Source organism: Dyella tabacisoli (assembly GCF_003350925.1).
GTDB classification, from domain to species: Bacteria; Pseudomonadota; Gammaproteobacteria; order Xanthomonadales; family Rhodanobacteraceae; genus Dyella_C; species Dyella_C tabacisoli.
In genome coordinates this window covers 700,414-720,194 of the sequence record NZ_KZ857173.1, presented here as the reverse complement: position 1 = coordinate 720,194, position 19,781 = coordinate 700,414, and the positions used below count along the sequence as shown (strand labels likewise).

The following is a 19,781-nucleotide window of genomic DNA, read 5'->3' as shown; positions in this document are numbered from 1 at the left end:
AGACGCTGTCAGGCCAGAGGGTGCCGCCAGTTTCGGCTGCAACATGGATGCCTTCCGTTGGAGGTGGACCGGGTTGGCCGGGCGAGTGTGTTCTTCGGCTGAAGAATTTTGACGGCTTACGGACCGTTGGCGGCGGCCAACTTTGCCAGTTCTTGCGTGGATTGGCGGCCGAGTCCAAGCATGTGACGATCAGATTCGACTGACCGCTTGCGACCCAAGGCCGACATCAAGCAAGGCGCGTTAGTGGGCAACTTACAGGAGGTATCGGTGCTCAGTCTGGACAGCCCTCGATGGGAAGAGTTGAGGCATGCTTTTGGGCCGGCCTCGGATATCCCGGATCTTCTTCGCCAGCTATATGGCGTGCCTCCGTGCGATTGTGAGGAGGAGCCGTGGGCGACTCTATGGAGCTCACTTGCCCATCAGGGAGGCGTGTATCCCGCCTCGTTTGCCGCAGTTCCGCACGTGATCGCGGCCCTCGCGATCGATCCTCTAAAAGCGGACTCCAACTACTTTCAATTTCCGGCGTGGGTCGAGTGCTGCCGTGCACGCAAGAACATCTCCATACCTGACGACCTGATACTGACCTACAAACGCGCCATGTCGCAGCTTCCCCAGCTGGTCGCGGATGCAAGTAAACGCCGTTGCGATGATGGCTTCATGCAATGCAGCTCTCGCTGCCATAGCTGCCGCGAAAGGTGAGGCCGCTATTGCAGAGGCCGTCTTGGAGCTCGATTCGGATGTTGCCGAACAATTTCTGGAATGGTTCCATGATCGCTAGTCGGGTGTCTGCTTCGGACCCGAAGCGGACACTATTCCTGAGCGAGGATCTAACAAAGGCACCTCTATGACGGCACCTGGACTTGAGCGGGTCGTACCCAATGAAACTTGGCAGTTGGTCATCGAGTTTGGCGGAGCCGAACACAGATTGTTCGACGCAGAGATTGCGCGAAAAGAGATGAGCTGGCCGGCGCTGGCCTATCCCAACAGGCTAAAGAACCTGTCCTATACGGTCAGTTCCATCACATGGCCCGAGATTGGTGAGCTATCCGCCGCCTACCTTTATCGGAACTCGACGCCTCTCACGAAAGAAGGCCTAGAGCACCAAGTACTTCGTTTAAGCTACAAGAATCAGGCCCCTACGGAGACCCATCCAACTCACCACGTCTATGGCGTCTATCTGTTTCCGTTCAGCGCCAACCTATTTGATGTAGGTGAATCCATTGGTGGCGGCCACGGTGAGATGGGTGGATCAAGGCGAATGAGGACCGATGAGCTATTGGCGTTGCCTGACTGGAAGCGGCACTTCCGCCTCTCTGGTTGTGACTGGGCGATTCCGATAGTTGAGGGCCATGGCGACGAGCCAATGAAGCTATCTGACGTTCTCGTTCGGGAAATTTGTCGACGCGAAGGCGAACTGTCGAAGCGTACTTAATGTCCGCTTTCGACCCGAAGCGGACATCGCAGCTCGGCCAGAAATCGGTCATCGAGGGACAACATGGAACTGCTTTTAGAAGTAAAGGACACCTTTGAGATCGCTGGCCGCGGATTGGCGTTGGCTCCCGATTTACTGCTCCACGATCGGACCAAAGATTCGATCCATGATGTTCTGGTCGAACGCCCGGACGGTTTGTCTATCCAGGCTCAGGCGCGCCTAACTGTCGAACACTTCCGACCCGGCGGCTACAAGCTGGTTGTCTATTTACCTGAGCTGCGGAAAGAGCAGGTTCCCATTGGGACCAGAGTCCTCTGGCAGCCTGGACAGTGATATTTCGACAGGAGCCAGTGTCTGCTTCCCATAGTGGACACTTCTGGCGCCTTATGGAGTGGGTGGATGCAACTTGTAAAAAGCGGGGACGTTTACAAGATCGCCAGAATCACGGGCGCGCAAGACAATCTTCTTGGCGTGACGTTTTCCGATCATCCAGGGGAAATTGAGCTTGTTGCGTTGGGGGCAGAGGATACCCGCAAGGTGCGCGCTGAACCTGGAGAAGTGCTTAGGCAAGTGACTGCCGGGCTGGCTGAAATCAATCGGGAGCTGGGTACCAGCTATTGCCTCTCAAAGATCTTCTATCTTCCGAGCGAGAGCGCGGCAAATTCGGTATACGAGTTGTTGATCGCTGCGCTCGTTAAGAAGCTTGAGGCTGGGGAGATTGTTGAGGGATCGTAGATGTCCGCTTCCGACCCGAAGCGGACTTGCATTAGGGTGCCTGGCGGGCGATTCCCTGGGAGGGGAGCATGAGGTATGTGGCCTCTGGTTTTAGAGCAGTTCTTCTATTGGCTTACACGGTATCTCCTACACACGCGGAGGAATACGTTGCTCAAGCAGGCGAGCGCACCATCTCGATTTGCGAGCTGGCCGAAAAGGCCAGGCCGGCCGACGCGATTCGTGCTCACGTCAGGGCACACTTCGTTACCGATCTTCGGCACGGCGCCTTTCTTGACGACCCCAAATGCAAGGGGCTGGTTATACAAAAGGGGCTGATGATGAGCGATCCGGTTCATGAGAGTGTTCAGCGCTTTGATGAAGCGACTGAAGAGCACGCGCTTTCGCACCAGTTGGTAGAGTTCGAGATAGACGTCTCAGGAACTTACACGCCAAGGCCTGCTGGCGAGTTCTGGGGCAACGAGGCCAAAGGTCGCTTAATCTTCGAGCGAGTTTGGTCGTTCCAACGATCCGTCTCCAAGTGATGGTGCCTCCGTCGCGTACAATCACCAGACTTCAATAGCGTCCGCTTCCGACCCGAAGCGGACGCTTTTTAAATTGCCCTTCAAAGCTCTAGATGGGGAAGTCCATGGATCGCGGTGTGGAGGATAGATGGCTAGAGGCGAGAGCCAACCTGCTCGCGCTAGTTGGCGGGCGTGAGCCGGTGACATGCCTTATCCCTGAATGGGAATCAGTGGATTTGGCTATGGGGCTTCGATGGCTCCAAGCATCAATATATGAGGGCTTCCTTGTTGGCTATCAGGGTGCCGACGACGGAGCAGGAGTTACCATCAGGTTCGAAATTTCGGAGCCCTAGCCATCATTGGTAAGGTCTGCTTCCGACCCATAGCGGACCTTACGTATCGAGACCACGATCTAGTGAACAGGTGGGGCTGAATGGACTTCGTTGAGTTCAAGGAACTGGTTTTCGAGGCTATCGCGCAAAACGATGGTCGTTGGACTTGGTACCAATTGGACCGGCGTCTTATGGGAGCCAACCCCGAGATGACCACGTCTCTCATGCCAGCAATAAACGAGTTGATCAGGGATCGTAGGATTCGAGTGATGCCTGACAGTCCGATACCCGGGCAACCGCGCTACGAGGTTGTGCCTACAAATAGCTGACAGGGAAATGTCCGCTTTCGACTCGAAGTGGACACTTTCAAGGAGACAGGGGACGGTCGATGAAGATCATTGATTCTGTACAGGATGCGGTGCAGCAGGTGGCTGCGTTTGAGGGCCAAGCGTCGGATTTTCGACTGACGATTTCTCAGCAGTTGCTGGACCCGGTAGGCATCAATATGGCGATCATCACGGATCACGTACTGAAGCGAGGTTGGGAGCCGGATAGCTTTTTGCAGGGCGACGGCTTTCGAACCTATCGCTACAAAAATATGGAGTAGCGGCAGCGGTTAGCAAGGTTCGAAGTGTCCGCTTCCCACCCAGAGCGGACCTTTTAGCTGCCGGACCTTTGCTTAGGGGAAGTCATGGATTCGATCATCGAAAACATTGAGCGAGAGGCTGATGAATTCGTCAGAGGTAAGTCACTCCCTGCGCATGCCAAGCCTTCGTACATAGCGATGTGCGAATACTCCAGAGGACTTCCGGTAGATCAGGTATGTCCATACTGTGGTGACGTCATATCGGTGGAGGCGCGTGGAACCGCGTGGCTTCTGGATTGTCCCTGCGGTCGCTGTAAGGACACCTGGAGAGGGTTCTAATGTCCGCTTTCGGCCCAAAGCGGACGCTTTTAATGGTGCTAATTAAAGGGGTGCGGGAGGGGCGAATGAAGATTCAAATTTTGGCTATCGCATCAGCGGCCTTGGCCGTAGCCGGCCTTCCTTGTCTTGGTGCAGCCAAAGCTAAAGGAGATCCGCTGTGCTCTCCTCTCAGGGCCTTCGTCGCGTCGGTCAAGAAGGGCGAGTCAAGGACATTGGAGTTTCATACTTCGTGGGGTAGTGATTTCAAGGACTCGTCTTCACAAGGCTACGTATTCGCTGCAAAAAGGTGCACGTTTTCAAGCTATGAACCTGCCCGGTCTGTCTGCGACTACCTGATGGACCATGGCGCCATCGAGTTTTCCGGCAATAACGCAAAAGACGTCATCGTCTGCCTGGCGCCGGCGACGCAGTTTTCATCCCGCGTGAGCCTGGATCGCGTAGACGTGAGCTTCTATTACGGGACTGAGTCGCGCGGAAGCAACATCGAGGTCAGTTTTGCCGAAGACAGCAAGATTGGGGGGCATGGTGCTGACGGTGATAGCTGACGGCTACTAACCCGCGATGTAAGACTCAACCGTCCGCTTTCGACCCAGAGCGGACACTCAGAACTGGTCGATTTTTCAATCAGACAAGGATTGATGAGCATGCGATGGAACCAGGAAATGAACAAGAATCAAACTTTGACGGTCTCTAGAAAGGTGGCCGCCTTCGTTACCAGAATTCTCTCCATCGTTTTGCTTGCCGCACCTGCATTTGTCTACGCCCGGCCCAACGTGCTATCTGCCGAGGTTGCGGCCGCGCTTCATTCGGGAGGTTCGGCTGTCCTCTATTCGCTTGAGCCTTGGGCTGATCCTGAGGAGAAAGTAGCGAGGCTTCAGAGCTTTGAGATTCTCGGGCAGTCGCCATTGAACCCTTCTCAGCGAGCGAACGCCGTTGCAGCTATTGATTCAGCCATCGCCGGGTTCGATAACATCGTTGCCGCATGCTTCGATCCACGCCATGCATTGCGGATACAAGCCAACGGTCACACCTACGACTTCCTGCTCTGCTATTCCTGTCATCAGCTTGAGATTTACCGCGATAGTCACCTTCTGGAATCTGTCGGTGCCGCGGGCTCGCCGGCGGCACTAAACGAACTGATGAATAGTCTTCACGTTCCGCTTTCCCACTCGCTGGAAGATTCGCTGGCGAGTCAGCGAGAACAGCAGAAGAAGTATGACGAGGGAATGAGGCGATGGCTTCCAGCGATGCCGACGTCAATCCGTCGCGTCTGGGATACTGATCCGCAGTTTCGCATGGGCATGAATCCCCATGGGAAAGCATTGGACGACCTGAAGAGCGCCCTTCAAGCCGAAGTCGCCGATCGCGATGAGCGGATTCGGAGGCTGTTGACCTTGAATGGGTCAGGGGTGGGCCCTTGGAGCGGCTATCCTGCTTACGAGGACATCGCAAATGCCCTATTGCTGGATTTTCCGACTGAGCGAATCGTGACAGTGGCGCAGAGTCCCGGCGCCGAAGACGCCTTGCTTGAGGGGGCTGCGCGGTATTTCGCCGGATGGGGTTTCAAGCGCTACCACCCGCAGGATGTCGACTTGATACCGGCGCATCTCAAGGGACTGCTGCTGGAGCACACCCTGCACTCTGGTGATCCCAAGGATGATGATCGACTTGATCGTGCCACCCAAGCGTTCGGCAGCTAGTGGTTGTACGGACGGCGGTCCATCAGCGCCTGGGGATGTCCGCTTCCGACCCGAGGCGGGCATACCAGGTAACACTAAGGAGGCGCATTTGGTTATCTTCGCACTTACGAAGCATGGCCTAAGCGAGATGTTCGATCTTGCCAGGGGAAGCAAGACAGCAATCTGGGTGAACCGGGGGCTGCTTGATGAGCTTGAAATGAAGGAGCTCCGCACCGAGGGCTTCGATCTAACAGACTTCGTGCACTGGATTGATCCTGTCGATGAGTCCGCCGTGGAAGAGGCTACGGCGACGATCAGGGAACATCATCCAGACCAAGTTCTATACATCGAACTGGTCTAACCTCAATGTCCGCTTTCGACCCATAGCGGACACTTTCTGACAGGGAGGTGTGAATGAGCAGCATTGGAATCATCGTGCGAGCGGACGCAAATGCGGGGTCGTTAAGCCAGGACTGGATGCCGGCTCCGCTTGGACAAAGGCAAGTCGTGGAAAGCATTGTCGCGGAGCTCATGTCAGGCACGGAACACCTGATGCTTACAGCCAATATCGAAGGCCCTGAGGAGAGCGCCGACCCACGCGCCATCACCGTTAGCGGCGTATGGGGAGACGAGGAGCGGGCCGTTCTGCGACAGCTGTGCAATCGGTTGAGCGCGCGCTTCTATGTCGCCGAAACGGGTGAATTTGAAGAGCTCTAAGCGTTGGTCTTGATGTCCACTTTCGACCCAGAGCGGACAGTTCGGTCGACGAAATAGGGGGGGGCGTTGATTTATGCAGTTCAAGGTTGAATACATATCCGGACCAACGCCATCGCCTTACGTGATCGTTCGGCGGTTGGAGCCCGGTGACTTTCAGCTTGGGGAGAAACCAACTTTCAATGACGTCCCAATCGCGAGAGGCGTTAACCAGCCTCGGTCCATGAAGCCGGATGGCACGCCGGACTTGTCCGTATTTGCCTTTCAGGTGCTTTCGCCAGCGGATTTGACCAAGCTGGCGGTCGGAGAAGTTGTAGAGCTCAAAGGCTAGTTAGGTCAGCTTCCGACCCAAAGCAGACATCGGGACTTTGGATTACAAGGAGAAATAAATGCTAAGGATGATGTATCCATATGGCGAGTTCGGGGCGGCCGCGACCGGTGAAGACATAGCGGCCGTCGAGACGGCGTTAGGCGTCCGTCTTCCGGAGCAGCTCCGGGCTCTGTACCTTGAATGTGATGGGTTCAGAGAAGACAGGGGGAATGCCAAGTACCTACTCTCATTAACCGATGAAGACCACATTGGTTCGTTGAAGAGCTTGACGATGTTCTGTTGGACGGAATTCAAAGGCACTTGGCCTGATCTTGATCTCAGCCCGTACGTGTTCTTTGGCTCCTCATCTGCGGACGAGCTGTGGGGTATCCGCTGCGATGGAACGGACGAGGTCATTGCGTTCCATCACAACATGGAACCCAAGTGCGAATCGGCTCTTCATAGCCCCGTGTCTGCGGACTTTTGGCCGAGACGTGGTCAAGGCAAAGCTCAATGAGCTTGCCGCCCAGTCAGGACGTCATGATGCTGATAGCCTCGCCCGGGCTATGTATTGGGCGGATGCGAAAAGGTAAGGTCCGCTTCCGACCCGAAGCGGACCCAAACCGATATAAGGAGTTTTCCTTGCTGAGCTACAAAGGGAGGTGCGCCAGATGACGAAAACCTTCGCCGCCAATCTGGCGCTGGTATTTGTGCTCTTAGGCGGTATCGGGATAGCGATGGCACTAGGCGCATCTCAGGTTGATCCGGGCCCGGGCCCAGTTCCCATGCCCAATCCTTACGTGATCGCTCGTTGGTTTGGCTTCGGTCAAATTTCTCTTCTGGTTGGTACATGGCTGGCGGGGTTCGCCTTCCAATCTGCAACCAGGCGTTCAATTCTTGCTCTAGTGGCGGGCGGGCTATTGTCAACGGTCCCTATTTGGCACCTGCTTTGATGCGCTATTGATGTCACTTCTTAAAACGTGAACAAAGGGGTGTGTCTTGGGAAGGATTCAACGGCGGATTTTGACTATCTCCATAGTCCTGATCGTGTTGGTCAATACCTGGTATGCCATTGGTATTCGCTTCCTGTCCCCCCGGCGTTCAACATGAGGTCGGACCGGCCGAGGTATCTGTTTACGTGCCCACCGGCGGCGGTGTCCTTACAGATGTCGTGGACAGTTCGCATGATTTCGCCAAGAAGGGCCAGCGGGTTGAGGTGTACCTCCGCAACGACTACTGCGGCAGGGAGTCCGAGTTTGGCCCTTCGCGCACAACGCTACTCATAGTTGTGATTGCCCGCTTGCTATGGCTCTTTGTAGGCAAGCTGGTCCCAAGCGAAGACTCACATCGGCGGCGACCCACCGAATGACTGCTGGACAGTACGGAGAATGTCCGCTTTCGACCTTATAGGTCGGTCCCCCATTTTGGCGTCCAAGCCAGGCCCCTTCTTGGGTAGGCGTTTAATGCCCTAAGGGATCGCTCGCCCCTCCTGTCTCAAGGGTAGCTGCGCCAACTGACACCATTGTTTGTACATCCCCCATGACACCAATGTTTGTACAACGCGTACATACATTGGTGTCATGCCCACACACCAAAGTCTCGTCCCCCATGACTTCCGGCTCATTCACTAGTGTTAACTAAACACTATGATTCAGTCATGGGTAAGTAGCCGTGCAGGTGAGTTAAGTGGACGACAACGCCAGCCAACTGAAGAAATTCCAGAAGGAGCTGGCCTCCGGCACCGTGTCGCTGGTGTTGCTGGCTGTGCTTAGTCAAAGTCGTCAGCCGATGTACGGCTACCAGATCGCCAAACGCTTGGAAGAAGTGGGGGAGGGCGTGCTGGCTGGTAAGCAGAGTGCGCTGTATCCGGTGTTGCGCAATCTGGAGGCGGCCGAGCTGCTGGCCAGCGAAGTGGAGCCTTCGGTGAGTGGGCCGCCACGACGTTATTACCGCATGACTAAGTTGGGGCGCGAGGTGTTGCGTGAGTGGGTCGCTGCCTGGACCGCCACCCGTGATTCTGTCGATACCGTTTTGCAAGGAGGGGTGTGATGAATACGCAGGACACCAATGCGCCGCGCACGATTGCGCAATACCTGGATCAACTACGTGCCGCGTTGCGCGGCGCCGATCCGGCCTTGATTCAAGATGCCTTGTACGACGCCGAGGAACACTTGCGCGCCGAACTGGCCGAACAACCCGGCCGTAGTGAGGCCGAGATGCTGGCTCATGTGGTCGGTAGCTATGGCGCACCTGAAGAGGTGGCCGAGCTTTATCGCGATCAGGAGATCAAAATCCAGCGTGCACTGCGTCCGCCGCCGGCGCCTAAGCGTCGCTCGCTGACTGGACGCTTCTTTGGTGTCGCCGCCGATCCACGCACCTACGGCGCGATGTTTTACATGTTGTTGTCGTTGGCGACCGGCATTTTTTACTTTACCTGGGCGGTCACCGGCATCGCGTTATCGGCTGGCTTTTCGGTATTGATTATCGGCGTTCCGTTCGTGGTGCTGTTCTTCGGAACCGTACGCGCGCTGTCATTGGTGGAGGGGCGCATCGTCGAGGCCATGCTTGGGGTGCGCATGCCGCGCCGGCCGCCGTATCCCGAACAGGCGGCCATGTCGTTGATGAAACGGATTGGCGCTATGTTCACTGATGCGCGCACATGGTCGACCTTGTTTTACATGCTGTTGATGCTTCCGCTAGGCGTCGTCTACTTCACACTCACCGTCACCTTGTTAAGTCTTTCGGTCGGCTTTATCGGTGCACCATTTGCCTGGCTTTTTAGCGATTTTGAAAGCCGTGTCACGGTCGATTTTGGTTTTGGCGCACATACCCCGGGTATCGGCGATGCCCTGGCCCTTAGCCTGATCGGTATCGGGTTACTGTTTACCACTTTGCACCTGGTTCGCGCGCTGGGGCTGATGCAAGGCGATATCGCCAAGCATCTGCTGGTGCGCGGCTCGGCCGATTGAGCGATATGCCCCTCTCCTGCAGCGGGAGAGGGGCGCATTGACTACACCAATTGCAGATCCCGCGGTTTCGATTGCGGGAACACCGCCTGCAATTGACTGGCGGACAAGCCCCAGGTGCGGCCAAGCAAACCACCCAGCACATCGCGGTAGTTGTTGAGCACGGGATAATCGCGGTCTTGCAGCAAGTTCTTTTGGTTCACCGCCACTTGCGAGCCGGCAATGCGGCCGCCGTTGATCTTGCCGCCGAGCACCCAGTACGCGGTGCCGTGACCATGGTCGGTGCCTTTGTTACCGTTCTCGCGGAAGGTGCGGCCAAATTCGGAGGCCACCACTACCACGGTGTTGTTCCACTCGTCGCCCATCGCTTCGGCATAAGCGGCCAGGCCTTGACCCAGGTTGGACAGGTTGTTGGCGAGTTGGCCGGTAGTGCTGCCTTGATTGACGTGGGTATCCCAGCCGCCGACATCGACAAAGCCCAGCCGATATTGCTGTCGCATCAAGGTGGCGATGCGCTGGGTTTCTTCGGCGAAGTTTTTCGCACTGGCCGCGCCGCGATTGGCCTTGGCCATTTCGTCTTGCAGATCTTTGGAAACTTTCTGGCGCAGGTCCAGGCCATCGGTGGCCGCCGCGGCCAGCGAGGTGCCTTTGTACATCTCGGAAAGGATCGCCGATTGGCGTTCGTCGAAGGCGGGCTTGGCTACGCCACGCAATGAGATATTGGGAATGTCTTTGCCGCCACCCTGAAAACTCAGCGGCAAAGCATCGGTAAAGGCGATGGCCGGCACGCTGGTCAGCGCGCCGGACAGCCGCGCCAGAAAGCCCGAGCGGTAGTTGTTGCGTTGCTCGGTCGGTTCGCCCGATTCGATATTGTCCTGCGTCTCGAAGTGGCTGCGGCTCATGTCGTCGGTGCCGGCAAACGGCACGAAGGCCACTTGCTTGCGTTGCCATAGCGGATAAATCGAATCGCGCAGTATCGGGTTCAGGCCCCAGTTCGCGTCGAGCGCGATGGCGCTGTTGGGGTTGGCGCCATCGGGTTTGGCAATCGCCAGACTCGGCCGCGACTGGTAGTAAAAATCGCTGCTATAAGGCACCAGCAAGTTGTTGCAGTCGTAGCCGCCGCGCAGAAATACCATCAGGAAGCGCGGCGTATTGGCCGGTGCAGCGAACAATTTGCCGGAGAAGCTGAGGGCGGGTGCCGCAACAGCGGCACTGGCGGCGGCGAGCAGAAATTCACGGCGGTTCATGGGATACCTCAGCCTGATCTCGATAAGGTGATGTCGATAAGCACATGCGCATCTCCCCGGTAAGCGGGGGAGATAAAAAATGTCAGCGGTAATTGAAGTCGGGCGACGACAATAAAAAGGTGTTCCATTCCTGCTGCGAGATAGCCTTGCTCAGGGCGCTATGAGTGGCCGGGGCCAGTTGCGGCTCCATCGCGTCGTAATAGAGCCGCGTGGTCAGCATCGGGAAGCCGGCGCCGACCTTGGGGCTGCCTTCGGGGGTGAATAGCTGGTTATTGCCGGTGCCGATAGCGCGAGCAATCTCGAAGCGTTTGGCCATCTGTCCTGAGCTGGCCCAGCCGCTGGCTTCCAGCGGCCAGCCATCGGGGGTGAGCCGGCCAAAGACTGGCTCACCCAACTGGTTCAACCAGTTAAGCATGGGCTTGGCATTGGCGACGGGCTTGCCGGCATAGGCCAGGCGCACCGATGACACCACGAACTGGGTGGGGTCTTTGAATTTCTTGCCGGCGCTGGCGAGTAGTTCTTTCGACTCGAACATCGTGCGCAGCACTTTGGTGATATCGCCATCGGTGCGCTGGAAGGTCTTCGCCATTTTCGCCACTAAAGCCGGCGGCGGTTCATCGGCGACGAAATACTCGGCGAGCTTGCGCGAGATGAACTGCGCGCAGGCCGGTTGGCGCGTAATCAGGTCCACCGCTTGCTCTACTTCAGTGAAGCCGCTGCCTTTGATGTGCTGGCCAAGCAGTACCTTGTCGCTGAAGTCGTGCCGCCCTGGGTTGAATTCAAACAGGCCGTTGTGAACGTAGAGCGGCATAAGTTTCGGGCCGAGCTTTAGCGGCTGCTCGCGTCGCGGCGTGATGCCGACACCGGTGAGAATAAGGGCAAGTTGTTGCACGTCTTGCTGGCTATAACCGGAGCCGACGCCCAGCGTATGCAACTCCATCAGCTCGCGCGCATAGTTTTCGTTGACCTTGCCTTTGGCATTTTGCGCGTTGTCCAGAAACTCCAGCATGGCTGGGCTCTCCAACGTGGCCATTACCAGGTCTTTGAACTTGCCCAAAGCACGCGGACGGATCGCACCTTCGGCATAGTCGCCGGCCACCCAGCGTAACCGGCCCTTAGTGCCGTAGATGCTGAAGTGGTTGAGCCAGAACCACACCATCTGTTCCTTCAACTGGTTCGAGCCGTATACCGCACGCAGCAATTCGGTTTGCTGCGCTTGCTGCAGCAAATCGTTGGCGTGTTGCTGTTCGGCCTTTCTCGCCGCGACCTGGGCGTCGCCATCGGGCATGCTCTTGATCCGCTTTTGTTCCTCTTCCTGCGCGGCCAGCAATTGCTCCGGCGGTGTGCGCACGGCTTCGTAGCTGCTGATGAGCGCGGCGATCTCCGGCGGCAGGTTGTCGGGGGTGTGGCTGTCGAGCTGTTCGTCGAGAAAGCGCGAGCGTCCCACCGCGCGGTAGTGCTCGACGCTGGCGCTATCGAGGTCGAAACCGTCGCGCCGCAACCAGGCGATGTCTTCACTGCTGAGCGGGTTGGCGTCTCGTGCGAGTGCGCACACGGGCGCCAACGATGACGTCAGCAGCAGGCTTAGAAGAAGTAGCGAGAATGACGCGCGGGGAACGGAACAGGAGATTCGCATACGTGGTGAACTTCCCTTGGCCATAAGGCGAGCATGTCGATCGAGTCATGTCGATCGGGTCTGGACAGCTTTAACGCGGCAATCGCGTATCGGCCGACGTAATGTTCGTACGAGAGTGTGTCGTATTCGATATCGGTTCACGTAGGAAATAAACGGGCGGTGCCGTTTCGCATGAATTTGCGCTCGGCCGCATTCAAATCCTCGTTCTGAAGCGGCACCACGGTTACCATGCGGCGTTATGAAGACTTACGACCGTGCCTATTTCGACAAGTGGTATCGCGACCCGCAGCACTCGGTGGGTTCTCAAGCCGAACTCAAGCGCAAGGTAGCGATGGTGGTGGCGCAGGCCGAGTATTACCTGGGCCGGCCGATTCGCAATGTCTTGGATATCGGCTGCGGTGAGGCGACATGGCGGGCGCCGTTGCGCGCGCTACGGCCGGATATTCATTACCGTGGCCTGGATGCTAGCGAATATGCGGTGATGCGCTACGGGCGTAGCCGCAATATCGGGCTGGCCCGTTTCGGTCAGTTGGCCGAGCTGCGTTTCGATCATCGCTTCGATCTGATCGTTTGCACTGACGTACTGCATTACCTGAAGCCTGCCGAGATTCGCGCTGGCCTGATAGGCGTTGGCGAGATGCTCGAAGGCATCGCATTTTTAGAGGTGTTCACCAATCGCGACGACGTGGCGGGTGACCATGACGGATTCAATTCGCGCGCGCCGAATTGGTATCTGCGCGAATTCAGCAAGGCCGGTTTGCTGCCGTGCGGCTCGCATTGTTATCTCGGGCCGCGACTGGAACGGCATATTGCGGCGCTGGAGCGGGCGCAGATGCCGACCTGAGATCAGGCGAGATCAGAAGATCAGACCAGGTCAGACCTGACCAAGTCAGACCAGGATCACCTCGACGCCCGCACCGCGTAGCGTTTCGACCATCTCCGGGTCGGCGCTGGTGTCGGTGATGACCCGATGCAGGTTCTGTAGCGGGGTTATCACCGACAAGCTGCGCTGGCCCAGCTTGCTGGCATCGAACACGCCAATGGTCTCGCGCGATACGCGGATCATCAGCGCATTGAGCGAAGCCTCCAGCGGGTCGGGGGTGGTTACCCCGACCACTGGGTCGAGACCATCGACACCGAGAAACAGGCGGTCGGCGGAAAGCTTGGCCAACGCTTGCTCGGCATCGGGGCCGACCAGCGAGTACGAGGTTTGACGCAGCAGGCCGCCAAGCATCATCACGCGGATTTGCGGCAGGCCGGAAAGCTCTAGCGCGATGTTCAGCGCATTAGTAATCACCGTCAGCGACTCGAATTTCATCTGGCGGATCTGTCGTGCGATCTCCACCGTGGTCGAGCCCGAGTCGAGGATGATCGTCTCGCCGTCGCCGATCAGCTTGGCCGCGGCCAGGCCGATGCGCAATTTTTGCGCATGCCAGCGCGTCTCTTTGATATTCAGCGGCGTGTCGTTGCTGGACGGCGGCATCACCGGCAGGGCGCCGCCGTGCGAACGGGCGATGGCAGCGCTGCGCGCCAGTACCTCCAGGTCGGCACGAATGGTGACGGTGGAGGTGTCGAACTTGGTCGCTAGCTCTTCAACGGTGGCGCGGCCGTGCTGCTCCACGAATTCGACGATCAGGCGTCGGCGCTCTTCGACCAGCAGGCGGCGTGAAGGCGTGGCGGCGAGGGGTTCATTCATGGCTTACAAGCTTCACTAGGGGCTGGTTCACTTGAGGCTAGTTCATTTGGAGCGCATTACTGAGGACATCTACTCAGGACAGAATCTGCAAAAGCCGGGCAGCGTTGTCATGGTATATCTTGCGAAGGATGTCGTCTGTCAGCCCCAGCCCATAGATCGACCATCGCCCCTGCGGGGGCGTCGCCGCAGGGGCGTAATCGAAGTATTCGTCTTCGGTTTCCAGAAAGCGGTAGTAGATCTCGTACAGCTCGTCTCCAAACAGTTGTTGCGGTACGTCGTCGCCATAGGGCGAGGGCACGGCATCGGTGCCGAACAGGATGCGGTCCTGGTAGCGGTCAAAGAAGCGCCGGGCGTTACGCGGCTGCCGGCCCAGCTCGCCGATGCGCGCGCTGATGTCGACCATGGTGTTGGGAAAGCGGTCCAGGCAGTCGGCCACGGCGGCCAGATTCTCGGCGCCGTTGCCCACGTGCATCAAGGCGAACGTGGTTTTCGGATGGCGCGCAATCATCCGGTTGCGCGCCGCGATCAACTCGTCGTTGCTGGGAAATTCAGGCCCATAGAACGACCAATCGGGATGTTGGCTTAGTTCTTCGTAGCGTTCGTTGTGAGCGTCGGCCGGCAAAAAGAACGCTTCCGGGTCGGAGACATGCAGGAATACCGGCATGTTGTAGGCCGCGCAGGCCTCCCACATCGGATCGAAACGGCGGTCATCCACCGCCACCAGCGGGCCTTCGTCGATCCGCTCGCGTAGATACAGCCCCAGGGTTTTCAGCAGCTTGAGGCCGCGTGCGCCCACACGCCGGGCATGGGCGATGGCATCGCCCTGCAACTGGGCGTAGTTCGGCTCGGGGAAGTAGGCGTAGGACGGTTCGGTAAGCGTCAAAAAGCGGCCGGGGGCGACGTGGTCGAAGCTGCGGATGCTTTGTTCCAGGCCGGCGCCGATACCGCCGGTGAGATTGACCAGGGTGCGGATGTGCTTGCGATCCATCACTGGCAGCAAGTCCTCCGGGCGGGCGAACAAAGTGATTTCCTCGCCGACCGAGACACCATTGCGGGTATGGCTGGACCACGTCAGATGCGTATGCACGTCGATCACCGGAAAACGCGGGTGCTCGATCGGTGTCCTGGGCACATGCAACATGCTGCGCGGCTGGAAATCTTTCAGCCGTACATCGCTGCCGCCCGCATGGGCGACAGTCTTGAGCGGGTTTTTGTCGCCCAGGCTTTTCTCGTCCTGGATGCGGACGGTGCCTGCGCCGGTGGGCGGCGCACAGCAAAGGCAGGAGGGTGAGCGGCTCATCGCATGGTTACTCGGTATAGAAGCCCACCCTGCAGGCATTGCCTTGAAGGTTTTTCGCGCACAGGGTGGTTCATCGTCAGCGTGGGTACTTGGCCATGATTTCGTGCACCGACTTGGTCAGCGCAATGGCTTGGTCCAGCGGCCGCAGCCACATATTGCGGCCGAACATCACGCCGCTGGCGCCCGAGGCCATATAAAACTCGACCTTGCGCAATACGGCCGCATCGTCGTCGTTCTTTTCACCACCGGAGAACAGCACCATGGTGCGGCCGGCCGAACGCACCACGCGTTGACTGCGCGCAGCGGCGTCTTCCACCAGGGTGTCGTAAGGCGCGGGTGCGTTAGTGCGCTCGTCGTTGGGCTCGTGCAATTTGACGATATCGGCACCCAGCTCCAGCGCAACGCGTGCTGCGTAGTCCTGCGCGTACAGGCTGTTCTTGCCGCCCTTGGCGTCGATCGCGGCACCGCGCGGATACGACCACAACACCAGCGGCATGCCGAAGCGCTCGCAGTCTTGGCGCACTTTTTCGAACTGGCGGATTTCGTCGTGCTGGCGTGGCGAGCCTACGTACATGGTGTAGCCGACCGCATCGGCGCCGAGCCGCACGGCGTCTTCGACCGAAGCGAATAGCGGCGACGTGGCCTCCGCATCGCTAGCAATATTGGTCTTGCCGTTGAGCTTGAGGATCAGCGGAATGCGCCCGCAGTACTCGGCCATGTACTTCTCGGCCAGGCCGATGCCCAGCGCGATCGCCGAGAAGTTGCCCTCGACCGCAAGCCGGAACTGGTAGTCCGGGTCCAGCGCCGGCGGGTTCGGGAAAAAGTCGGTGGGGCCATGTTCCAACCCTTGATCCAGCGGCAGCACCAGCAGGCTGCCGTTACGCGGACCGTGGCCGTACAGCAGCCGCCATAACCGGGTGCGTTTGCCGTGAGAGAGCGAAAGTTGCGAAAACTTTTCGGAAGCTTTCGAAAGGGCTTGTAAGCTTTGTTTCATTTCGAATACCCTGAAATCCGTAATCGGATGGTTTCACATTCGAGTGAATTGAGCCAAATGTCAATACTTGATAAGAAAACGAAAGAAATTGAAGGCCTCTTGGCTCGCTCGTTCGCACAGCAACAGGCGGCGGGTTATGCCGATACCTTGCGCGAGATCCTGCAGCAGCCGACGACCTGGCGCGCTACCGCCGATTTGCTGCGCAGCGCTGCCATCCGCGAGCGGCTCGCGCAGGCGCTGATGCCGCTGCCTAGCCATATCGTGCTGACCGGCTCAGGCAGCTCGATGTATATCGGCGAGGGTCTGGCGCCGAGCCTGCAGTCGGGTCTGGGCCTGCCGGTACAGGCGATTGCCGCCGGCACCTTGCTCACCCATTGGCGCAGCGTGTTGCCGCCGGGGCCGGGCCTGCTGATTTCGCTGGCACGCTCGGGCGACAGCCCGGAAAGCTGTGGCGTGGTGAGCCGCTTGCTGGTCGACGCGCCGGCTTATCGCCATCTGGTGATTACCTGCAACGCCAACGGCAAGCTCGCCACGTATTACCGCGACGATCCGCGCGTCACCGTACTGGTACTCGACGAACGTACCAACGACCGCAGCCTGGTGATGACCAGCAGCTTTACCAATCTGTTGCTGGCCGGCACGGGGCTGTTGCGCGAAGGGCTTGCACCAGCGGCTATCGATCGTCTGACGGCGGGCGTGCAAGATGTTTTCGACCGCCAGTCCGATGCGCTGGCGCAGATGGCGCGGCGTGAATTCACTTCGGCCGTCTATCTGGGCAATGGCGGGGCGATCGGCGCAGCGCACGAATGCGCGCTGAAGATGCTGGAGATGACCGGCGGCCGCGTCGTCACCATGGCGGAAACCTATCTCGGTTTGCGCCATGGGCCGATGTCCAGCATCAATGCATCGACCTTGATCGTGGCCTTGCTGTCGCCCGATCCTTCGGTACGCGCTTACGAGGCCGATTTGCTGCGCGAGTTGTCGCGCAAGCAGCTTGGCATGGCCAAGGTCTTGGTGGGCGAGGGCATTCCAGCCGATCTGCTGGGTCCACACGATCTCGCTATTGAAGCACCGGGACTAGCCGAGGACGGCGAAGTGCCGGCGTTGCTGGCGCACGTGGCGGTAGGGCAGTTGCTGGCCTTCTTCCGCTGCCTGCATCTGGACGGCAAGCCGGATGCGCCAGCCCAGGGCGTGCTGACGCGCGTGGTCGAGGACTTCGTGATTCATCAGGACACCACTCATCAGGGCAGCGGCCAGCAGGAGCGGGTGTGAAGCCCATGGCTCAAGTGAGGCCCGGCCCGATGAAACGTATTTTGGTGATCGGCGAGATCAATCTCGATCTGGTCTTCAAGGGCTGCCATGCCGCGCCGATGCTGGGCAAAGAAGTGCTGGCCGACGACTTCATCATGACGCCGGGCAGCTCATCGATGATTTGCGCGATGGGTCTGGCCCGGCTCGGCAATCAGGTGGCCTTCCACGGCAAACTCGGTGCCGACACCTGGGGCAGCTATTGCCTGGATGCCTTGCAGGGCGCCGGCATTGATGTGTCCTCGCTGCGGCCCGATGCCGCGCTGCGCACCGGGGTGACGGCTTCGCTATCCACCCCGCAAGACCGCGCCCTGGTGACTTTCGCCGGGGCCATTGCCGCGCTGCGAGCGGATGAGGTCAGCGACGAACTATTGGCGAACGCAGACCATCTGCATATCTCGTCGTACTTTTTGCAAAAAGCCCTGCGCCCCGGTTGTCGCCAATTGCTGGCGCGTGCGCATGCGGCGGGGCTGAGTACCTCGCTCGATCCCGGCTTTGACCCGGATCAGCAATGGGATGTCGGGCTGCTCGACACCTTGCATGAGGTCGATCTGTTTCTGCCCAACGAATTGGAACTGCAAGCGATCACCAGTCGCGACGATGTGCCGAGCGCGCTACGCGCCTTGGACAACGGTCGCACCCGCACCGTGGTCAAGCGGGGGCGTCAGGGTTGTGCCGTTTTCGATGGCGTGCAACTGCTCGAAGTGCCTGCCTATGCAGTCGATGCGGTGGACAGCACCGGTGCGGGCGATTCCTTCGATGCGGGGTTTTTGCATGCCTGGCTGCGTGGTATGTCGTTGCACGAATGCATGCGCTGGGGCAGTGCCTGCGGCAGCTTATCCACCCGCGCCATCGGCGGCACCACCGGGCAAGCGGATGCCAAAGAAGTGCAAGCCTTGCTGGCGCGGTCGCCATGATTACCGTCGCCGGATTCAATACGGCGATCGACCGTTTTATTCGGCTCGATGCGCTGCGTCCCGGTCAAGTCAGTCGTGCGCTGGACGAGCAGGTTTATCCCGGCGGTAAAGGCCTGCATGTCGCGCAGACCATTGCCGCGCTGGGTGAGCGAGTGCAATTGATCGGCTTGATCGACGCGGCGCATCGTAATTTGATCGGTCGCCGGATGAGCGAGCGCGGCGTGTTGTTTCACGGCATCGAGATCAGCGACAGCATCCGTCATTGCCTGGCCTTGCAAGAGGCCGGTGGACAGATGACTGAAATTCTCGGTCAGGGGCCGTTGCTTAGCGAGGCACAGCGGGCGTCGTTGTTGCTGGATTTTCGTCGCAGTGTCGATGAAAGCGAGCTGGTGGTTTTATCCGGCAGTCTGCCGCGCGGTTTTCCGCCGACCACCTACGCCGAGTTGGTGGCCCAGGTGCGCGATGTCGGCAAACGTTGTCTGGTCGATGCCAGCGGCATCGTGATGCGACATGCGCTGCAAGCGCAGCCCTTTTTGATTAAACCTAATCGCGACGAAATCGCTGAGTTGCTTGGCCGCCCGGTAGACGATTTAAGTGCAGCCATCGACGCGGCGGCACAGTTGCACGGACGTGGCGTGGCCATGCCGGTGGTGTCGATGGGGGCGTTGGGTGCGGTCGTCGCCGATGCCGCCGGCGTCTGGCATGCCGAACTTACCCTCGATCAAGTACGCAACAGCGTCGGCTCGGGCGATTGCCTGCTGGCCGGTATGGCAGTCGGCGTGAAACGCCGCATGCCGCTGGATCAGGTGCTGCGTCTGGGCGTGGCCTGCGGTGCGGCCAATGCATTGGCCGATGAAACCGGTTTTGTCGAACGACGGACTGTCGAGATGTTGTTGCCGCGGGTGCGCGTGCAGCGGTTGACCCTTTAGGAAGCGCTGGAACTGGCGGCGAGTTGTTTCGCTGCAGTAGGGATTTTTTAGTAACAAAAAAAGAAAGTCCACGTAGAAGGGGAGTTCTCCGTGGCAACCATCGTCGCCTGCAACAGGTGCGTCATCCGTACCGGTGCAGTGCGATAGCAAACCACGGGAGG

22 protein-coding genes are annotated in these 19,781 nt (G+C 58.7%); 17 read left to right on the top strand and 5 right to left on the bottom strand.

The features are described from left to right. The first annotated feature begins 844 nt into the window (after nt 1-844). The 13 genes from DVJ77_RS02950 to DVJ77_RS02875 all read left to right on the top strand — a co-directional run bounded on the left by DVJ77_RS02950 (nt 845) and on the right by DVJ77_RS02875 (nt 9,596). The gene (locus DVJ77_RS02950) at nt 845-1,432 is read left to right on the top strand and encodes a PTS sugar transporter subunit IIB (protein WP_114843942.1); all 588 of its coding nucleotides are present in this window, start codon (nt 845-847) and stop codon (nt 1,430-1,432) included. Nucleotides 1,433-1,495: 63 nt separating this feature from the next. Then, nucleotides 1,496-1,765 (top strand): hypothetical protein, encoded by a 270-nt coding sequence (locus DVJ77_RS02945; RefSeq protein WP_114843941.1) that lies wholly within the window; start codon nt 1,496-1,498, stop codon nt 1,763-1,765. Nucleotides 1,766-1,831: 66 nt separating this feature from the next. Further along, complete coding sequence (locus DVJ77_RS02940; protein ID WP_114843940.1) at nt 1,832-2,167, top strand: hypothetical protein; 336 nt, start codon at nt 1,832-1,834, stop codon at nt 2,165-2,167. A 68-nt stretch (nt 2,168-2,235) separates the two neighbouring features. Then, nucleotides 2,236-2,688: a hypothetical protein gene (locus DVJ77_RS02935; protein ID WP_114843939.1), complete on the top strand. Its 453-nt coding sequence runs from the start codon at nt 2,236-2,238 to the stop codon at nt 2,686-2,688. A 699-nt stretch (nt 2,689-3,387) separates the two neighbouring features. After that, complete coding sequence (locus DVJ77_RS02920) at nt 3,388-3,606, top strand: hypothetical protein (RefSeq protein WP_114843936.1); 219 nt, start codon at nt 3,388-3,390, stop codon at nt 3,604-3,606. A gap of 383 nt (nt 3,607-3,989) precedes the next feature. Beyond that, nucleotides 3,990-4,469 (top strand): hypothetical protein, encoded by a 480-nt coding sequence (locus DVJ77_RS02915; RefSeq protein ID WP_162791346.1) that lies wholly within the window; start codon nt 3,990-3,992, stop codon nt 4,467-4,469. Nucleotides 4,470-4,586: 117 nt separating this feature from the next. Further along, nucleotides 4,587-5,624: a hypothetical protein gene (locus tag DVJ77_RS02910; RefSeq protein ID WP_162791345.1), complete on the top strand. Its 1,038-nt coding sequence runs from the start codon at nt 4,587-4,589 to the stop codon at nt 5,622-5,624. A gap of 88 nt (nt 5,625-5,712) precedes the next feature. After that, a complete protein-coding gene (locus DVJ77_RS02905) occupies nt 5,713-5,964 on the top strand; it encodes a hypothetical protein (protein WP_114843933.1) in 252 nt (83 codons plus the stop codon). Between the two features lie 53 nt (nt 5,965-6,017). Next, entirely contained in the window at nt 6,018-6,320 is a 303-nt protein-coding gene (locus DVJ77_RS02900; RefSeq protein ID WP_114843932.1) for a hypothetical protein, read from the top strand. Nucleotides 6,321-6,706: 386 nt separating this feature from the next. Continuing rightward, a complete protein-coding gene (locus DVJ77_RS02890) occupies nt 6,707-7,144 on the top strand; it encodes an SMI1/KNR4 family protein (RefSeq protein WP_114843930.1) in 438 nt (145 codons plus the stop codon). Nucleotides 7,145-7,298: 154 nt separating this feature from the next. Next, entirely contained in the window at nt 7,299-7,580 is a 282-nt protein-coding gene (locus DVJ77_RS02885) for a hypothetical protein (protein ID WP_114843929.1), read from the top strand. A gap of 733 nt (nt 7,581-8,313) precedes the next feature. After that, nucleotides 8,314-8,676 (top strand): PadR family transcriptional regulator, encoded by a 363-nt coding sequence (locus tag DVJ77_RS02880; RefSeq protein WP_114843928.1) that lies wholly within the window; start codon nt 8,314-8,316, stop codon nt 8,674-8,676. Then, nucleotides 8,676-9,596, top strand: coding sequence for a sensor domain-containing protein (locus tag DVJ77_RS02875; protein WP_114843927.1), 921 nt, complete (start codon nt 8,676-8,678; stop codon nt 9,594-9,596). The genes DVJ77_RS02880 and DVJ77_RS02875 overlap by 1 nt, the downstream gene beginning before the upstream one ends. Nucleotides 9,597-9,637: 41 nt before the next feature. Here DVJ77_RS02875 and DVJ77_RS02870 read toward each other — a convergent pair whose 3' ends face one another. Both DVJ77_RS02870 and DVJ77_RS02865 read right to left on the bottom strand, forming a co-directional pair. Further along, nucleotides 9,638-10,840 (bottom strand): DUF1501 domain-containing protein, encoded by a 1,203-nt coding sequence (locus DVJ77_RS02870; protein WP_114843926.1) that lies wholly within the window; start codon nt 10,838-10,840, stop codon nt 9,638-9,640. An 82-nt stretch (nt 10,841-10,922) separates the two neighbouring features. Further along, nucleotides 10,923-12,476, bottom strand: coding sequence for a DUF1800 domain-containing protein (locus tag DVJ77_RS02865; protein ID WP_114843925.1), 1,554 nt, complete (start codon nt 12,474-12,476; stop codon nt 10,923-10,925). A 238-nt stretch (nt 12,477-12,714) separates the two neighbouring features. On the opposite strand from DVJ77_RS02865, the gene DVJ77_RS02860 reads away from it, so the two are divergent. After that, nucleotides 12,715-13,320: a class I SAM-dependent DNA methyltransferase gene (locus tag DVJ77_RS02860; RefSeq protein ID WP_114843924.1), complete on the top strand. Its 606-nt coding sequence runs from the start codon at nt 12,715-12,717 to the stop codon at nt 13,318-13,320. Between the two features lie 45 nt (nt 13,321-13,365). Here DVJ77_RS02860 and DVJ77_RS02855 read toward each other — a convergent pair whose 3' ends face one another. The 3 genes from DVJ77_RS02855 to DVJ77_RS02845 all read right to left on the bottom strand — a co-directional run bounded on the left by DVJ77_RS02855 (nt 13,366) and on the right by DVJ77_RS02845 (nt 16,466). Next, nucleotides 13,366-14,172 carry a DeoR/GlpR family DNA-binding transcription regulator gene (locus DVJ77_RS02855; RefSeq protein WP_114843923.1) on the bottom strand — a complete coding sequence of 269 codons (807 nt, stop codon included), beginning with the start codon at nt 14,170-14,172 and terminating at the stop codon, nt 13,366-13,368. 73 nt (nt 14,173-14,245) lie between these two features. Continuing rightward, nucleotides 14,246-15,472 (bottom strand): amidohydrolase family protein, encoded by a 1,227-nt coding sequence (locus tag DVJ77_RS02850; RefSeq protein ID WP_114843922.1) that lies wholly within the window; start codon nt 15,470-15,472, stop codon nt 14,246-14,248. A 76-nt stretch (nt 15,473-15,548) separates the two neighbouring features. Continuing rightward, nucleotides 15,549-16,466 (bottom strand): class I fructose-bisphosphate aldolase, encoded by a 918-nt coding sequence (locus tag DVJ77_RS02845; protein WP_114843921.1) that lies wholly within the window; start codon nt 16,464-16,466, stop codon nt 15,549-15,551. A gap of 99 nt (nt 16,467-16,565) precedes the next feature. Here DVJ77_RS02845 and DVJ77_RS02840 point away from each other — a divergent pair, with 99 nt between their 5' ends. Genes DVJ77_RS02840 through DVJ77_RS02830 form a run of 3 tightly spaced genes read left to right on the top strand, consistent with a single transcriptional unit; the run spans nt 16,566 to nt 19,620 of the window. Continuing rightward, nucleotides 16,566-17,738, top strand: coding sequence for an SIS domain-containing protein (locus DVJ77_RS02840; protein WP_225427746.1), 1,173 nt, complete (start codon nt 16,566-16,568; stop codon nt 17,736-17,738). Nucleotides 17,739-17,767: 29 nt separating this feature from the next. Then, on the top strand, nt 17,768-18,691 hold the full coding sequence (locus tag DVJ77_RS02835; RefSeq protein WP_114843919.1) for a carbohydrate kinase family protein: 924 nt from the start codon (nt 17,768-17,770) through the stop codon (nt 18,689-18,691). Beyond that, nucleotides 18,688-19,620 (top strand): 1-phosphofructokinase family hexose kinase, encoded by a 933-nt coding sequence (locus DVJ77_RS02830; protein ID WP_114843918.1) that lies wholly within the window; start codon nt 18,688-18,690, stop codon nt 19,618-19,620. Before DVJ77_RS02835 ends, DVJ77_RS02830 begins: the two co-directional genes overlap by 4 nt. Nucleotides 19,621-19,781 lie beyond the last annotated feature (161 nt).

What these genes read in the sequence shown, in the direction of transcription:
- DVJ77_RS02950 (WP_114843942.1), top strand. Translation starts at nt 845, where the DNA reads ATGACGGCACCTGGACTTGAGCGGGTCGTACCCAATGAAACTTGGCAG.
- DVJ77_RS02945 (WP_114843941.1), top strand. Translation starts at nt 1,496, where the DNA reads ATGGAACTGCTTTTAGAAGTAAAGGACACCTTTGAGATCGCTGGCCGC.
- DVJ77_RS02940 (WP_114843940.1), top strand. Translation starts at nt 1,832, where the DNA reads ATGCAACTTGTAAAAAGCGGGGACGTTTACAAGATCGCCAGAATCACG.
- DVJ77_RS02935 (WP_114843939.1), top strand. Translation starts at nt 2,236, where the DNA reads ATGAGGTATGTGGCCTCTGGTTTTAGAGCAGTTCTTCTATTGGCTTAC.
- DVJ77_RS02920 (WP_114843936.1), top strand. Translation starts at nt 3,388, where the DNA reads ATGAAGATCATTGATTCTGTACAGGATGCGGTGCAGCAGGTGGCTGCG.
- DVJ77_RS02915 (WP_162791346.1), top strand. Translation starts at nt 3,990, where the DNA reads ATGAAGATTCAAATTTTGGCTATCGCATCAGCGGCCTTGGCCGTAGCC.
- DVJ77_RS02910 (WP_162791345.1), top strand. Translation starts at nt 4,587, where the DNA reads ATGAACAAGAATCAAACTTTGACGGTCTCTAGAAAGGTGGCCGCCTTC.
- DVJ77_RS02900 (WP_114843932.1), top strand. Translation starts at nt 6,018, where the DNA reads ATGAGCAGCATTGGAATCATCGTGCGAGCGGACGCAAATGCGGGGTCG.
- DVJ77_RS02890 (WP_114843930.1), top strand. Translation starts at nt 6,707, where the DNA reads ATGCTAAGGATGATGTATCCATATGGCGAGTTCGGGGCGGCCGCGACC.
- DVJ77_RS02885 (WP_114843929.1), top strand. Translation starts at nt 7,299, where the DNA reads ATGACGAAAACCTTCGCCGCCAATCTGGCGCTGGTATTTGTGCTCTTA.
- DVJ77_RS02875 (WP_114843927.1), top strand. Translation starts at nt 8,676, where the DNA reads ATGAATACGCAGGACACCAATGCGCCGCGCACGATTGCGCAATACCTG.
- DVJ77_RS02870 (WP_114843926.1), bottom strand. Translation starts at nt 10,840, where the DNA reads ATGAACCGCCGTGAATTTCTGCTCGCCGCCGCCAGTGCCGCTGTTGCG.
- DVJ77_RS02865 (WP_114843925.1), bottom strand. Translation starts at nt 12,476, where the DNA reads ATGCGAATCTCCTGTTCCGTTCCCCGCGCGTCATTCTCGCTACTTCTT.
- DVJ77_RS02860 (WP_114843924.1), top strand. Translation starts at nt 12,715, where the DNA reads ATGAAGACTTACGACCGTGCCTATTTCGACAAGTGGTATCGCGACCCG.
- DVJ77_RS02855 (WP_114843923.1), bottom strand. Translation starts at nt 14,172, where the DNA reads ATGAATGAACCCCTCGCCGCCACGCCTTCACGCCGCCTGCTGGTCGAA.
- DVJ77_RS02850 (WP_114843922.1), bottom strand. Translation starts at nt 15,472, where the DNA reads ATGAGCCGCTCACCCTCCTGCCTTTGCTGTGCGCCGCCCACCGGCGCA.
- DVJ77_RS02845 (WP_114843921.1), bottom strand. Translation starts at nt 16,466, where the DNA reads ATGAAACAAAGCTTACAAGCCCTTTCGAAAGCTTCCGAAAAGTTTTCG.
- DVJ77_RS02835 (WP_114843919.1), top strand. Translation starts at nt 17,768, where the DNA reads ATGAAACGTATTTTGGTGATCGGCGAGATCAATCTCGATCTGGTCTTC.
- DVJ77_RS02830 (WP_114843918.1), top strand. Translation starts at nt 18,688, where the DNA reads ATGATTACCGTCGCCGGATTCAATACGGCGATCGACCGTTTTATTCGG.